The organism is Nocardia sp. NPDC055053 (assembly GCF_053608285.1).
On record NZ_JBSGVD010000006.1, the window covers coordinates 264,322 to 279,406 of the forward strand.

General features: G+C 70.2%; 12 protein-coding genes. 5 read left to right on the top strand and 7 right to left on the bottom strand.

Translation table 11 applies throughout. From position 1 onward, the window contains the following. Positions 1-7: 7 nt before the first annotated feature. The 4 genes from ACWF82_RS09320 to ACWF82_RS09335 all read right to left on the bottom strand — a co-directional run bounded on the left by ACWF82_RS09320 (position 8) and on the right by ACWF82_RS09335 (position 7,591). Positions 8-1,171 carry a VWA domain-containing protein gene (locus ACWF82_RS09320; protein WP_452499601.1) on the bottom strand — a complete coding sequence of 388 codons (1,164 nt, stop codon included), beginning with the start codon at positions 1,169-1,171 and terminating at the stop codon, positions 8-10. 76 nt (positions 1,172-1,247) lie between these two features. Beyond that, positions 1,248-3,554: a DUF5682 family protein gene (locus ACWF82_RS09325; protein ID WP_452499603.1), complete on the bottom strand. Its 2,307-nt coding sequence runs from the start codon at positions 3,552-3,554 to the stop codon at positions 1,248-1,250. Between the two features lie 48 nt (positions 3,555-3,602). Further along, complete coding sequence (locus ACWF82_RS09330) at positions 3,603-4,703, bottom strand: ATP-binding protein (protein WP_452499605.1); 1,101 nt, start codon at positions 4,701-4,703, stop codon at positions 3,603-3,605. Then, the gene (locus tag ACWF82_RS09335) at positions 4,700-7,591 is read right to left on the bottom strand and encodes a DUF5691 domain-containing protein (RefSeq protein ID WP_452499607.1); all 2,892 of its coding nucleotides are present in this window, start codon (positions 7,589-7,591) and stop codon (positions 4,700-4,702) included. The genes ACWF82_RS09330 and ACWF82_RS09335 overlap by 4 nt, the downstream gene beginning before the upstream one ends. A gap of 423 nt (positions 7,592-8,014) precedes the next feature. On the opposite strand from ACWF82_RS09335, the gene ACWF82_RS09340 reads away from it, so the two are divergent. The 4 genes from ACWF82_RS09340 (at position 8,015) to ACWF82_RS09355 (ending at position 11,659) form a co-directional block, all read left to right on the top strand. Next, positions 8,015-10,414, top strand: a complete 2,400-nt coding sequence (locus ACWF82_RS09340; protein ID WP_452499609.1) for an AAA family ATPase — start codon at positions 8,015-8,017, stop codon at positions 10,412-10,414. Positions 10,415-10,508: 94 nt separating this feature from the next. Beyond that, a complete protein-coding gene (locus tag ACWF82_RS09345) occupies positions 10,509-10,937 on the top strand; it encodes a hypothetical protein (RefSeq protein ID WP_452499610.1) in 429 nt (142 codons plus the stop codon). 35 nt (positions 10,938-10,972) lie between these two features. Further along, a complete protein-coding gene (locus ACWF82_RS09350; protein ID WP_452499612.1) occupies positions 10,973-11,371 on the top strand; it encodes a YchJ family protein in 399 nt (132 codons plus the stop codon). A 12-nt stretch (positions 11,372-11,383) separates the two neighbouring features. After that, positions 11,384-11,659: a SelT/SelW/SelH family protein gene (locus tag ACWF82_RS09355; protein WP_132369677.1), complete on the top strand. Its 276-nt coding sequence runs from the start codon at positions 11,384-11,386 to the stop codon at positions 11,657-11,659. Between the two features lie 3 nt (positions 11,660-11,662). Here the strand turns inward: ACWF82_RS09355 and ACWF82_RS09360 are convergent, their stop codons facing one another. Next, positions 11,663-11,884 carry an FmdB family zinc ribbon protein gene (locus ACWF82_RS09360; RefSeq protein WP_189026561.1) on the bottom strand — a complete coding sequence of 74 codons (222 nt, stop codon included), beginning with the start codon at positions 11,882-11,884 and terminating at the stop codon, positions 11,663-11,665. 348 nt (positions 11,885-12,232) lie between these two features. Here ACWF82_RS09360 and ACWF82_RS09365 point away from each other — a divergent pair, with 348 nt between their 5' ends. Then, positions 12,233-13,810 carry a carboxylesterase/lipase family protein gene (locus tag ACWF82_RS09365; RefSeq protein ID WP_452499613.1) on the top strand — a complete coding sequence of 526 codons (1,578 nt, stop codon included), beginning with the start codon at positions 12,233-12,235 and terminating at the stop codon, positions 13,808-13,810. A 6-nt stretch (positions 13,811-13,816) separates the two neighbouring features. Here the strand turns inward: ACWF82_RS09365 and ACWF82_RS09370 are convergent, their stop codons facing one another. Beyond that, positions 13,817-14,173: a hypothetical protein gene (locus ACWF82_RS09370; protein WP_452499615.1), complete on the bottom strand. Its 357-nt coding sequence runs from the start codon at positions 14,171-14,173 to the stop codon at positions 13,817-13,819. A gap of 11 nt (positions 14,174-14,184) precedes the next feature. After that, the gene (locus ACWF82_RS09375; RefSeq protein WP_452499616.1) at positions 14,185-14,964 is read right to left on the bottom strand and encodes an FHA domain-containing protein; all 780 of its coding nucleotides are present in this window, start codon (positions 14,962-14,964) and stop codon (positions 14,185-14,187) included. Positions 14,965-15,085 lie beyond the last annotated feature (121 nt).

Here is a 15,085-nt window from a genome sequence, read left to right on the forward strand (position 1 = left end):
CACGGTCTCACACGGCCGGAGCGTGCGTGTCGGCCCAGTGCGTGATGTCGCCACGGTCAAGGGCGGTGGCCAGCAGGTCGGGGAATTTATCCGGGGTGCAGGCGAAAGCGGGGATGCCGAGAGCCGCGAGCGCGGCGGCGTTCTCGTGGTCGTAGGCGGGTGCGCCCTCGTCGGAGAGCGCGAGCAGGACCACCACCTGGACGCCCGCTTCCTTCATCGCATTGCACCGGCGCAGCATCTCCTCGCGCACCCCGCCCTCGTACAGATCGGAGATGAGCACGAACAGGCTGTCGGTGGGCCGGGTGATCAGCGACTGCGAGTAGGCGATGGCACGGTTGATGTCGGTGCCGCCGCCGAGCTGGGTCCCGAACAGCACGTCGACCGGATCGCTGAGCTGCTCGGTCAGATCGACGACCTCGGTGTCGAACACCACCAGCGACGTCTTCAGCGAGCGTATCGACGCCAGGACCGCACCGAACACCGACGCGTAGACGACACTGGCCGCCATCGACCCGGATTGGTCGATCGCCAGCACCACATCGCGCTGGATCGATTGCGCCTTGCGCCCGTAGCCGACCAGCCGTTCCGGCACCACGGTCCGGTGCTCGGGCAGATAGTTGGCCAGGTTCTTGCGGATGGTGCGATCGAAATCGATGTCGCGCAGCTTCGGCCGGTGGGTACGGGCAGCGCGATTGATCGCGCCCGAGACCGCGGCGACGGTCTTGGCGGCGATGCGCCGCTCGATCTCGCGCACCACCTTCTCGACCACCATCCGCGCGGTGGCCTTCGTTGTCTCCGGCATCACCCGATTGAGGCCGAGCAGCGTACCCACCAGATGCACATCGGGTTCCAATGATTCCAGCAGCTCGGGCTCGAGCAGCAACTGCGTGAGATTCAGCCGCTGCACGGCGTCGCGCTGCATCACCTCGACCACGGTCGCGGGAAAGTAGGTGCGGATATCGCCCAGCCAGCGCGCCACCCGCGGCGCCGAACCACCCAGCCCACCGGACCGTTTCGTCGATCCGCCTGCCTCGCCCGTGTTGTAGAGCGCGCCGAGTGCCTGGTCCATCGCCTGATCAGGGCCTGCGGACAGGCCGCCGAGCTGTTCTTCGGCGGCTTGGCCGAGCACGAGCCGCCATCGGCGCGAATGGGTTTCGTCGGTACCGGTCATGGCTGCTCCTGGTGATCGAGCGGGGTGCGTGGGATGCGTGCTGCAACAAGTCGCAGATCGGCCGGAGAAAGCGCGATCATCCGGCGGCGCCGAGGATCGCGGTGGCGGCGCGCAGGGCCAGTTGCCCACGGGTGGGGTCGATGGCGGTGGCACTGGTGGGGGTGGGTGGTGCGGAGCCGGTGTCGCGCAGGGCCTGGCCGATGGCGCGGCGTTCGCCGGATTCGAAGGAGCCGAAGGTGCGGCGCAAGAGGGGGAGGGTGGCGACGAATTGGTCTTCGGCGAGTTCGCGGAGCCAATCGTCGATGCGGCGCAACAACTCCCGGTCGTGCACCAGGAGCAGGCCGCGTCCGCCGAGGAAGCCGTCGATCCAGGCGGCCTTGGCGGCGGGGGTATTGCCGATGGACAGGGCGGCGGCCAGACGGCGGGCCGAGTCGGCGTCGTCGATGCGTTCGGCGTCGCAGAGCAGGCGCACCGCGCGGCCGCCGATGGCGCCGTGCACATCGTCACGGTCGGCGATGCGCTGCAGGGTCGCCAGCCATTCGGTGGTGGCGTGGTCGTCGTCGCGAGTGCTGATCGCGGTGTGTGCGGCGTCGATCTGGGCGCGCAGGGCCTCGGCCGCGTCGGTGTCGAGACCGGTGACCGCACCGGGCAGGCCGGCGCAGATCCGCACCAGCAGGCCGTCGGCGACATGGGCCAGCGCCTTGGTGTCGGTGCCGCGGACATCGCCGTAGCGCAGCGTTCGGGTCAGCCCGGGCAGGGCGCCGAGGAGGTGGGTGACGTCGTGGTCGAGGGCGGCGGCCGCTTCCAGCCGGGTGATCAACCCGTCGGTGGCACCACCCAGGTCGGCGAGCAGTGCCATCTCCAGCGCGTCGGCGAGTTCGGTGACGGATACACCGTCCCGGCTCGCGGTGTCGAGGATCTTGGCTTCGGCCGCGGTGCGCAGCGTCGTCCCCCACACCGCCGCCTCGACGATGCGGACCTCGAATTCCGGTTCCCAGCGCAACGTCCAGGTCTCCCGGAAGGTGCCGGTGTTGCGGACCTCGCCGACGGTCGGAGTGCCCCAGTCGATGCCGAGCAGCCGCAGCCGGTGCAGCAGATGCGAGCGTTCGACATCGCGCTCCTTGCGCAGGTCGAGGTCGACAGTGCGGGCGAGCGCTTCCTGCTTGAGCCGCAGCGTCTTGCTCCGCGCCCGCAGATCCGCCGCCAGCGGCACCGTCGGGGTGTCATCGGGGACACCACCGAGCGTCTCGCCGACGACGAGTTCGTCCACCACCAGCCGCAGCATGGTCTCGTCGCCACCGCACATCACCGACCGCACGGCCTCGGTGACCTCGGACAATCCCGCCAGCGGACGGCCACGCAACGCGGCCAGCGTGTCCGACAACCGCACCGCCTCGATGATGTGCGCGCTCGACACCGGCAGATCGTGCGACCGCAGCACACCGGCGACCTTGGTCAGCCACCGCGCCACCGGCCGCTCGGTCTCGGTGAACAGATGGTGATACCAGCCCGGCGAGGTCACCCCGGCCCCGTACCCCGACCCCGCCGCCAGCCGCGAATGTGTCCACGGCACCCAGGTCAACGCCGCCTTCGTCTTCGGCAACCCCCTGAGCAGCCGCGCATCCGGCGCGGCAGGCCCGAGCGCCCCGGCCAGCGCAGGCGCATGCCACGCGCCACACACCACCGCCAGCCGCTTCGCCCCATCCTTGAGTGTCTGCCGCATCACCTGCCGCATGTGCGCCTCACGCCGCAGGGTGTGCTGATCGACGACGAGCGGCGCGATCGCCGGATCCTCGGGAAAGTCGGTGTCACTTGCCGGCGCATGCTGAATCGCGTCCTCGCGCAGTGCGGCCATCGCCTCGGTGATCGCGTCGAAAGCCGCACTGTCGGGCACGGATTCGACGACGGCGTCCCACCAGCGTTCGGCATCGTCGTAGCCGGCTGCCGAGGCCAGAGCTGCCAAGGGGTCGGTGCGATCGCCGCGCGATTCGTCCTCGGCGGCGAGGACGTTCGCGGCGGGGAGGTCGCAGAAGCGGACCGGCACGGTGTGGTCGACGCCGTAGCGCATGGCCTGCCATTCCGGCGAGAACACCGCGAACGGCCAGAATGCGGCGCGGGCAGGGGAATCCGGGACGTAGGCCAGCAGTGCGACCGGCGGGGTCATGGTGTCGGCGGCCACGAAGCCGACAAGCGGATCGGCATCGGCGGGGCCTTCGATGAGGATGGCGTCGGGCCGGAATTCCTCGAGCGCTTGTCGTAGCGACCGTGCCGAGCCGGGCCCATGGTGACGGATGCCGAAAACGCGCGTCACGGCGTCGGTATTGCTTGCAGGAGCGGGCACCGCACTCGCCGCGCTGGTCTCGCCGTCGATCTGTTCACTCATCGAAAACCCCATGTGTGCTGTCTGTTCCGTCCTCCCCGCCGGCCCGTATCAGTTCGAGATCTCGCGGCAGGCGCGGTAGAAATCGGCCCAGTCCGGGCGTTCCCGTACCACGGCCTCGAGGTATTCGGTCCAGATCACCGAGTCGGCGACGGGGTCCTTGATCACGGATCCGAGGACGGCGCCTGCGATGTCGGAGGCGCGCAGGACACCGTCGCCGAAGTGGGCAGACAGGGCGAGGCCGTTGGTGATCACCGAGATCGCCTCGGCGGTGGACAAGGTGCCTGAGGGGGACTTGAGTTTGGTGCGGCCGTCGGCGGTGATCCCGGAGCGCAGTTCACGGAACACGCGCACGACCCGGCGCACCTCCTCGGCGGCGGCGGGCACCGTCGGCAGTTCCAGTGCGGCGCCGAGCTGTTCGACGCGCCTGCTGACGATAGCGACCTCGGAATCCTCGTCGGCGGGCAGCGGCAGCACCACGGTGTTGAAGCGGCGGCGCAGTGCCGAGGACAGGTCGTTCACGCCGCGGTCGCGGTCATTGGCCGTGGCGATCACGTTGAAACCCTTGGCCGCCTGCACTTCGGCCCCGAGCTCGGGCACCGGCAGCGTCTTCTCGGACAGAATGGTGATCAGTGCGTCCTGCACATCGGACGGGATGCGGGTGAGTTCCTCGATGCGGGCGATCGCCCCGGTCCGCATGGCGGTCATCAGGGGCGAGGCGACCAGCGCGGCGTCGCTGGGGCCCTCGGCGAGCAGCCGGGCGTAGTTCCAGCCGTAGCGGATCGCTTCCTCCGCGGTGCCGGAGGTGCCCTGCACCAGCAGGGTCGATTCGCCACTGATGGCGGCCGAGAGATGTTCTGAAACCCAGGTTTTCGCGGTGCCGGGCACACCGAGCAGCAGCAGTGCGCGGTCGGTCGCGAGGGTCGCGACGGCCACCTCCATCAGCCGACGCGGGCCGACGTACTTGGGCGTGATGACGGTGCCGTCGTCGAGTGTCCCGCCTAGCACATAGGTGACAACGGCCCAGGGGGAGAGCCGCCAGGACGGCGGACGCGGCCGGTCGTCGACGCGTGCCAGCGCGGCCAGCTCGTCGGCGAAAGCCTGTTCGGCATGGGGGCGCAGCAGGGTGGTTGCCGGTTCGGTGGTGGTCATCGCAGCTCCTTGAGCATGGTCGCGCGGTCGGTGAGATCGTGGGCGAGTCGGTGGAAGGCCTGTTGCCAGGCCGGATCCTCGGTGGTGTCGGCGAGCGCGGTGACGCGGGTCGCCAGGTCGACGGGCAGGTGCACGCCCGCGGCGGTGAGTAGGGCACGGTCGGTGTACACGCCGGCGGTGGCATGCGGCTGGCGGGCCGTGGTGCGGGCGCGTTCGCCGAGCAGCCGCAGCACGTGGTCGGCGACCTGCTGCGGCCAGGGATGGTCGAGGCCGGGCAGGATCGCGTGCAGCTCGGTGAGCTGGTGGGCATCGAGGTCGAGCACATGCTCGATCCGGTCGGCGGCATCGAGCAGTGTGAACAGTTCGCGGCGGCGCAGCACAGCCTGTTCGGTGGGCGTCGCGTGCGCGAACAGCGCCCGGGCCCAGGTGGTGTCGCGCTGAGCCAGGGTGGCGTCGACCCAGCCGTCGACGATCGCTTTGGCGTAGCGCGGCGGCAGTGGCATGGTCAGCGCGGCGGTCGCGGTGTCGGATCCGGTGACGAGTGATGCCCACGCGGTCAGCGGTGTCGCCGCGATGGCCTGGTGCAGGGTCTTCACCGTCGAATCCGGGGTGTCCCAGCGCATCTTGGGTTGATCGGTGCTGTCGGTGATGCCGTCGCGCCTGGCTTCGGCGTCGACTTCCGCGGGCACCGTGACCGTGACCGTGCCGTCGGCGTCCACTCGCACCCACGATGACACCAGCGCCGCCATCCGCTGCCCGAACGCCGAACCCGGCAGCCGGGCCAGCAGCCCCGTCGCGGTGCGCCGGACATCGCCGCGGCGGTCGTCGAGAGCCCGCTCGAGCAGGGGTTCGTCGTCGAGGTTCAGTCCGGCGCCGAGCAGTGCCAGCAGTTCGGCCTTGATCGGGCCGGATTCCTTGGCCCAGGCAGCGCTCAGCGTCTCGCGGGCGGCGGCGGGATCGGTCCGGCGCAACAGTGCCAGCCAGTCCTTGCGCTCACCGGGCGCGCCGAACAACCAGATATCTTGTGTACCAGCAGACTCAGATTCAACGGCATTCGTCGCGACCGTCGCGGTTCGATCGACCGGGAACGAATCCAGTACACCCGACCACGCGGGATTGCGCGCCGCGAGCCAGCGGCCGCGCCGACCCGCCAGCCGGAGCAGCGGCGCGCGCAGGCCGCTGTCGGACGCCGCGGTGAGCGCCTGAACGCACAGCACATCCGGCAGCCGGAAGTCGAAGGGTGCTGCGGCGGCGAACCATTCGGGCAGGAACGCCGACTTGTCGGCCAGCAGGCGGCTGAGCCGATCGGCGGCCTGCCTCGGCAGCAGGCGCCGCGGATCATCCGAGGCGGGTTCGGGTTTCGGCGCCGAGCCGGGCAGGCGACCACCGCGCAGATACAGATCCTGCAGCGCGGCGGTGTCGAGCAGCCGGACGGCGGGCTCGCCGGAACGCTGCGGCACCGCGCCCGCGACGGCACCGGCCAGTTCCACACTGTCGGCATTGCGGCGGGCCGTGCCGAGCAGGGCGACCGAAACCAGCTCGGCCAGTTCGGGAGTCGCCGCGGACTGCGCCGGGAACTCCGTCTCCAGATCGGTCACCTCGCCCGCGGCGAACACCGAGATCGGGTCGAAACCGTCGGCACGCCATTCACCGGTGACCGTCACCGGATGACCACCCGACACGGCGATCAACCGCCACGGCCGCGCCCCCGCCGACAACGGCAATGCGGCGCCGTCGGCGTCGACGAGCTGCCAGCCGTGCTCGCCGAGCACCGGAACGACCTCGGTCAGCAGGGCGGGCCAGGAGCGCAGCCAGGGATCGTTGCTCAGCGCGCCCGCGTAGGCATCCAGCGCGTCATCGATCGTGGTGCCACCGGTCGGGGGCACGGTGGTGAAGGGTTCGGGGGCGCCGTGGCGGGTGCCCCACTGGACTCGCAACGGGGCGGCGCCGGGGTAGTAGTGCAGGTCGGCGTCCACCTCGTGGCCGGGCACCGGCACCTCGCCGGTGAAATTCGGTGTGCCGAAGGAATGTTCGATCAGCACCGCCCAGCGTCCGCTGCCGCGCGCTCGCAGCCAGGTGCGCCGGGTGTGCAGGCGATCCTCCTCGCTGACCCGCATGCCGAGCACCAGCCAGCGATCGCGCACGGCGGGCTCGGCCAGCACGGTCTCGGCCTGGGTCGGGTAGCCGACATGGGTGCGGATGCCCGCCTGCAGCGGCTCGGGCAGCGCGTCGAGGGTGCGATGGGCCAGCACCAGCAGATGCAACCGGGCGTACTCGCGTAGCAGCAGTTCGGGCCAGTGCTCGGTGGTCACCACCTGCGCGGGCAGCCGGCGCAGCGTCGCCGCGACGCCGGGCGCCTGGGCATCGACCATGCGGGCCGCGATCGCCTCGTAGGCGGCGAACGACCGATCGGTCTGAGCCAGGCCGGTGCGGATCTGATCGGTGAGCCACACCTCGAGCTCGGTCAGCCCCGCGGACACCCGCGCTCGCCGTTGCTCGACGGTTGCCTGCGACGGCGTGGCGGCGGCCTTGGTCTTCGGTGGGGCCGCGGCCTTGGCCGCGCGACCCGCCAGCCACTCCGCGGCGAATTCGGCGGGCGCGTCCTGAGCGGACACCGCGCCACCCGACCAGGTGAGCAGCAGCGACAGCGCGTGCTTGCAGGGGAACTTGCGGCTCGGGCACGAGCACTTGTACGCGGGCCCGGCCAGGTCGACGATCGTCTGATACGGCTTGGACCCGCTGCCCTGGCACAGACCCCACACGGCGGTTCCGGCGGCGCCGGTCGACCGCCAGCGACCAGCCAGCTTGCGTGCGGCAGCCAGTGAGCTCGCGTCCGGTGCGAGAGCGCGGACCTGGTCCTCGGTCCACGGCGCCTGTCGATCGGTCATCGGTTCCCCCGTTCTCTGTCGCCGAAATATCTACAGCAGCCCACCGACAACTGCCGCCCAGACAGACGAACCTCCTGGAAAACGCTGGTGCTGTGGCGGATTCGCGTTTCCCTACTTGCTACCTGCGGAAAAGTCTGGCATTCTGACCTGTTCGGCTCGCCCGGACCGCCCGCGCCGCTCAACGCAGCGTATCGCGGGTGTGAGCACCTCATCGAGCTGCCCGCCGGGGTGGGCGAGGGGTGGACATCGAGGGCCCGCCGCGGCACCACGATGGCCATTCCACTCCCGCGGGCAGATTCGCTGGGGCACTGCGCATCCCCTGGGCGAACGCTCCGCGATCAGGTAGCGTTTACCGAGGAGGATCTCGTCGGTCGGGCACATCGGCCGCCGCGTTGCGCGCGGGCGCGAAGGGGGATGTCGCACATGTGCTCGGATCGGATCGCCGAGGTGGTCGCGCGCGAGCTCGCGGCCGACCCCGCCGTGGAAGCACGGGTCGCCGAGTGCGTGCTGGCCGCCCTGTCCGAGGCCGACGACGACCGGGCCGCACCGGATTCCGGTGATACCGGCGTCTTTCTGCGCTCGATCACGGTGCACGGTTTCCGTGGCATCGGGCCGACGGCCACGCTGGGTCTGAACCCGGGACCTGGGCTCACCCTGGTGGTCGGACGCAACGGCAGCGGTAAATCCAGCTTCGCCGAGGCCGCCGAATTCGCGTTGACCGGCGGCAACCGGCGCTGGGACGGCCGGTCGACCGCGTGGCGGGAAGGGTGGCGCAACCTGCACGAACCCGATCTCGCCCGGATCGAGGTCGAACTGCTCACGGCGGGTGCGAACACCGAGCTCACGGTCGCCACCCAGTGGGCGCCCGGCGCCGAGCTGGGTGAGGCGCACTGGACCGAACAGCGCGGATCGGCCCGGCCCGTCCCGGTCGATCCACGCAGCAGGCGGCAACGTCTCGACCTGTACCGGCCGTTCCTGTCCTACAGCGAACTGGGCGCACTGGTCGACGGCAAACCGAGCGACCTGTTCGACGCGCTGCACCGGCTGCTCGGCCTCGACGAACTCGCCGCCGCCGCCGAACACATCCGCCTGCGCAAACTGGAACTCGAACGCGCCGGGCGGGATTCGCGCCAATCCAGAACCGACCTGCTGGCCGAACTCGCCGATGTCGACGACGACCGCGCCCGCCGCGTCGCCGACCTGCTGCGTGCCCCCGAACCCGACCTCGACGCGGTGGCGGCCGCGGTGGCAGGCTCGGTGCTCGGCGTCGACGGCCCCGACGGACTGCGGGCGATCCTGCGCCTGACCCTGCCCGACGCGGCCCAGGTCGCGGCGACGGTGGATCGCCTCGCCGATGCGGCCGCCGACCTGTCGCGACACGCGACCACCGACGCCGAGTCCGATCTCCGCGTCCTCGAATTACTCACCCGCGCACGCGAACACGTCACCGCCGTCGAGTCCTGCCCGTGCCCCGTCTGCGGCCGCGGCGACCTCGACGCCGCCTGGCTCACCGCCGCCGACGCCGAAATCACCCAGCGCAGTGCCCACCTCGCGGCCTTGCGTTCCGCTCGCACCGAGTTCGACGCGGCTCTGACGGCCACCCGCTCGCTCACCTCCCGCGTGCCGGCCGAACTAGCGCGGCATACGGCGGTTCGGCGTCTTTGGTCGGTGTGGGCCGAGCTCGGTGCGGTCGACTACGACGACGGGGTTCCCGGGCGTATCCGTGCCACGCATACCGACCTTTCCGCCGAACTCGCAGCCCTGCAACGTGATACGCGTACCGAACTCGCGCGGCTCGACTCGGTGTGGTCGCCCTTGGTGCCGAGAATTCTCGCCTGGCTCGATCCCGCTCGCGCCGTATCGGCCGACGCCGCCGAGCTGCGCGTGGTGAAGAAGGCGGCCGACTGGCTCAAATCGGCGACGGCGACGATCCGGGGCGAGCGGATGCGGCCGTTGGAGAGCACTGCCAGGTGGGTGTGGAGCACGCTGCGGCAGCAGAGCAATGTGGAGCTCGGCGCGATCCGGTTGCAGGGCAGTGCGGGGACGGCGCGGCGGGTGCTGCTCGATGTCACCGTCGACGAGGTGGACGGCGCGGCGCTCGGGGTGATGAGCCAGGGTGAGCTGCACGCGCTCGGACTGTCACTGTTCCTGCCGCGAGCGACGATGGCGCACAGCCCTTTCCGCTTCGTCATGATCGACGATCCGGTGCAGGCGATGGACCCGGCGAAGGTCGACGGGCTGGCCCGCGTGCTCGCCGAGGTGGCGATCACCCGGCAGGTGGTGGTGTTCACCCACGACGAGCGGCTCGCCGAGGCGGTGCGCCGCATGCAGCTCGATGCCACGGTGCTCGAGGTCCAGCGCCGCGAACGCTCCATCGTCGAGGTCAGGGTGACCGGCGACCCGGTCCGCCGCTACCTCGACGACGCCCGCTCCCTGCTGCGCACACCCCAGCTGCCGCCCGCCATCGCCGACGAACTGGTCGCCACGTGCTGCCGATCCGCGATCGAAGCGGCAGGCCTGGCGAAGGCCCGCCACGAACTGCTCGCCACCGGCCTCGACCACGCCGAAGTGGAACGGCGCGTGCGCAACGCCCACACCACCCGCGCCATGCTCACCCTCGCGATCATGGGTCCCGGCGCCCGCGTCGACGACCTCAACAAGCACCTGATCGCGGTCGGCGGCCGCTGGCTGGTCGGCGTCCTGCGCGATGCCACCGCCGGCGCGCACGTGCCGATCGACCGCCCGATGCGCGAATTGATCAGCGACACCGAACGATTCATCGCCTGGTTACGCGCCCACGAGCCCGCCGCGGTCCGCTCATGAGCCGGCGTGCACGCACAGCCGTGCGGTGTGGTTTCCGCATCTCCACGGGGCCCGGTTGCGTGCCGGCTACGGCGGGTGCTTCGGCGGTGCCCTGGTGAACTACCACCGGAACAGGCAACGGCGCGCGAAATACACGCCCCGCCCCTCGGTGCCCGAACGGCTCGAGGCGGCCGAACATCTCCTGTCCGGTGCCGTCTCCGACGCCGGTGGAGTCTGGTCGCGGGCGGTCGCGTGGATTCTGCGGCTCGCGCTCGAGCAGGCCGTCGACGAACTGTGGGCGCAGATCGCCCCGGAACTCATGCGCTGTCCGATGCGGGCGCAGCTGCTCGCCCTGCGCGTCTACGCGGGGCCGGAGACCGCGGGACAGGTCGGCGCGCTGTGGGCCGCGCTGTCGCGGGCGGCGCACCACCTCGACTACGAGATGGCGCCCAGCGTCACCGATCTGCGGCGCTGGCGTGATCAGACCGCCGACCTCGCCAGGTCGCTCGAGCTGGTGCCACTGGCGCACCAGCCCTTCGCCTGAGCCCGCCTGGCCGGCGAGTGCCGCGACCCGGCAGGATGACGACCATGGGTGAAGCGAAACCGTGTCCGTGCCGCCGCGGCGAACCGTTCGACCGCTGCTGCGGACCGATCCTGGCAGGCACGCGACCCGCGCCGACCGCCGAGACCCTGATGCGCTCGCGCTACACCGCCTACGTCGTCGGCGACACCGACTACCTGCTGCGGTCGTGGCATCCGAACACCCGTCCCGCCGACCTGGAACTCGACCCCGGCCAGCGGTGGCTGTTCCTCGAGATCGTCGGTACCCAGCGTGGCGGCCCGTTCGACGACAACGGCACCGTCGAGTTCATCGCCCACTACAAGCTGGACGGCCTGCGCGACGCGATGCACGAGCTGAGCACCTTCGTCCGCGTCGACGGCGCGTGGGTGTACCTCGACGGCACCTTCCAGGCCTGACACACTGACCTCGTGCCCAGGATCGCGATCGAATACTGCACCCAATGCCGCTGGCTGCTGCGCGCGAGCTGGATGGCGCAGGAACTGCTGACCACCTTCGCCACCGAACTCGGCGAGGTGGCGCTGGTGCCCGGCCAGGGCGGCATCTTCCGGATCACCCTCGACGGCGAACAGCTGTGGGAACGCAAGGCCGACGGCGGTTTTCCCGATATCGCCGTCCTCAAGCAGCGCGTCCGCGACCGGATCGCCCCCGACCGCGATCTCGGCCACGTCGACCGGCGCGACTGAACCTCAGCAGCAGCCGCCCCCGCCGCAGCAACCGCCACCGGCGGGCCGGGGTGCCGCGACCGGCGCGGGTGCGGCACCGCGCCCCACGGTCCCGAATGTGGTCAGCAGTTTGACCGTGTCGTCGTGCCCCGCGGGGCAGGCGGCCGGATCCGAAGCCTGCGCCATCGGCCGGTTCACCTCGAACGTGTCGCCGCAGGAGCGACACCGGAAGCTGTAGTTCGGCATCGGCACAGTGTAAGCAGTCGGGCCGACGTCGTGGGCCGCCGATATCGGCACACTTTCAGCTATCTCGATGGGGAGTCGTCCGAGAGGGGTCTCGGTGCTGGAGGACGGCCGCGCGGGATCGGTGCGCTGGGTCGCGCCCGTGTCCGAAATCACAGTGTGACCGGTGCGCCGTGCTCCGAAGAGGGAGGTTCGTGTGTGTCCGCGGAGTAACTGTTACCAGGCGGAATGGTGCGTTGGGAGGCTCTTCGGGGCGGGCGGACGTACTCTCGTATGGAGTCACCAGGTGCTGCGGCCTGCGGGAGCAAATACACAGGCACCCGCGGGGTCGCGCCGGCAAGGAGGTGTGCGATGAGCATTCAGTCCGATCTCGACGCCGACGTGCGGACGCACGAGGCCGAACCGCTGGCACACACCGAGCACGGAACTGTGAGCGGGCGCTGGGACGGGCCGGTCGCCGTGTGGCGCAGCGTCCCCTACGCCGCGGCGCCCGCCGGACCTGCTCGGTTCAGCCTGCCGCGGCCCCCGCAGCGCTGGGACGGCGTGCGCGAGTGCGTCGTCTTCGGTGACATCGCGCCGCAGGCGATGGGCTCGATGGTCCCGGTCGACTCCGATCTGGCCATGGGCGAGGACTGTCTGTGGGTCAATGTCTGGTCGCCGCGCCCGGAGCCGAGCGACGACGAACCGCGGCCGGTGATGGTGTGGGTGCACGGCGGCGCGTACTGCCTCGGCACGGCCGCCCAGACCATCTACGACGGGCGCAGGCTGGCCGAAGCCGGTGACGTGGTCGTTGTCTCGGTGAACTACCGGATCGGGGTGCTCGGTTTCCTCGACCTGTCCTCGTTCGGTGCGCCGTTCACCCCGAACCTCGGCCTGCGTGATCAGCTGTCCGCGCTGGCCTGGGTGCGCGACAATATCGCCGCGTTCGGCGGTGATCCGGGCAATGTCACCGTCTTCGGTGAGTCCTCGGGCGCCGGCTGCGTCACCGCCCTGCTCACCTCGCCCGCCGCGGCCGGATTGTTCCACAAGGCGATCGCCCAGAGTCCGCCCGCCACCACCGTTTTCGGACAGGAACGCGCCGCCGTCGTCGCCCAGCGCTACCTCGAACTGCTCGAACTCGGTCCCGGCGAAGCGCAACGGCTGCTCGAGCTGCCGATCGAGCAGCTCGTCGAGGTCGGTGCGGTGCTGCTGGACGAGGTGCCGATCAAGGAACCGGGCAGGCTCGCGGCGGCGCCGGTCGTCGACGGTGACCTGCTGCCCGGCTATCCGATCGACCGTTTCCAGCAGGGACTTTCGCACCGGGTACCGCTGCTGATCGGCACCAACCGTGACGAGGCCTCGCTGTTCCGTGTGCTGCGGTCACCGATCATGCCGGTGACTCCCGACGCGGTGAACGCGATGCTCAACGATGTCGCCGCCTCGCATCCGGAGATGTCGCCGGAACGGATCGCCGAGATCACCTCCGCCTACCCCGACCTCACGAAAACCCGTGGGGCGCTGGCCATGTCCACCGACGCCGCCTTCCGGATGCCCGCCGCCTGGGTCGCCGAAGGCCATGCCCAGCACTCACCGACCTGGATGTACCGCTTCGACTACGCCACCCCGATGTTGAAGGCTGCGCGCGTCGGCGCCGGACACGCCACCGAATTGCCCTATGTCTTCGGCAATTTCGGCACCCTGAACCACGATCCGACCTTCTGGCTGGGCGGGCGCAAGGCCTCGGTCGCGGTGTCGGGCCGCATGCAGCGCCGCTGGCTCGCCTTCGCCGAACACGGCGTGCCCGCGGCGCTGGACGGCTCCAAGCATTGGCCGCACTACCTGCCCGCCGCCCGCACCACCCTGCTCATCGACACCATCGACCGGGTCGTCGACAACCCCGACGCCGACCTGCACACGGCCTGGGGCGACCAGGCCGTCGGCTTCAGCTGATCCGGTCTAGCCGAGCAGACCGAGGATCGGCGCACCGAGCGCGCCCAGCCACTGCGCGAGGGCGGTCAGCGGTCCGTGGACCGCGGCCGCCGCCCCCGCGACGGCTGTGGCCGCCTGCGCGATCCGGGTCAGCCGCGCGGAGATCTGCTCGCGGTCGGGCTGCGGTTGTGCCAGTTCGCGCTGGACCGCCGCCGCGTCGTCGGCGGCGCGTCGCATGCCGAAGCGCCGCAGGGTGGCCTCGAGCTCGACGGCGAATTCGACGGTCTGGGTGGCCGTGAAGGTGCCGTGCTGACCGCCGTGGATCGTCTGATCGCCCGCGACATTGTTGATGTTGCCCTGCTGCGAACCGATATTGAAGACCACGAGATTTCCCCTTATCTGACGAACGGTGAGTTCCACGCGTGCCGTGGGTCTTGGTCGACCTTGCGAGCGCGGGCGGCCGCGACGATCCACATGATCAGGCCGATGATCAGCATGAATTGACCGACGAAGGCGACCGCGAAGCAGATCAGCCCGGCAGGGACGCCGATGGCCGTCTCCGGACCGAAGAACGGAATGCCTTCGGGCGGCGCGGTCTCGATCCCGAACGAATCGTTGAATTCGCTCATTCCGTCGATGAAGAAGTAGGCGTATCCGAGTGCGCCGCCGACCAGCAGGAACATGCCGATCCAGAACACCCAGCGCGCCTTGGTCTTCGATGCCGCGACCGCGCGCAGGAAACTCTCGCGCTGCTCGACATAGCTGTTGTACTGGTCGCGGCCGATATTGTTGATCTGGTGCCCGGACTGGCGACCCACGTCGAACGTGACGGAGTTCGGTGGTGGCCTGCGGATCGCCTGGCTCGGCATCGACAGCGTGGCCGCCTCCTGCTCGAACCGCGCGTCGATACTGCCGAAGGTGACGATGTCGCCGTCGCGCAGCGGCCGCTGGCCCGCGACCAGCTCGCCACCGACCCTGGTGCCGTTCGCGGACCCGAGATCCTCCACCGTGACGTGCCCGCTCGCGTTGTGGATGATCGCGTGGGCGGAACTGACATAGCGATCGTCGAGACGTAGATCCGCGCGCGCGCCACGTCCGACCAGCTGCCGACCGCTGTTCAGCCGCAGCACGGTACCCGCCAATTCCTGCGGGTGGAGGATGACGAGCCTCTCCATACCGAGAATTGTCGCGGCGGACGAGTACTTCGCACCTGAGTAATCGACTACCTGAATTCGGCTCCGACCAGGCCTGTCACCGAGGAAAACGACGCGGGGCCGCTACCGGATGTCCGGTAGC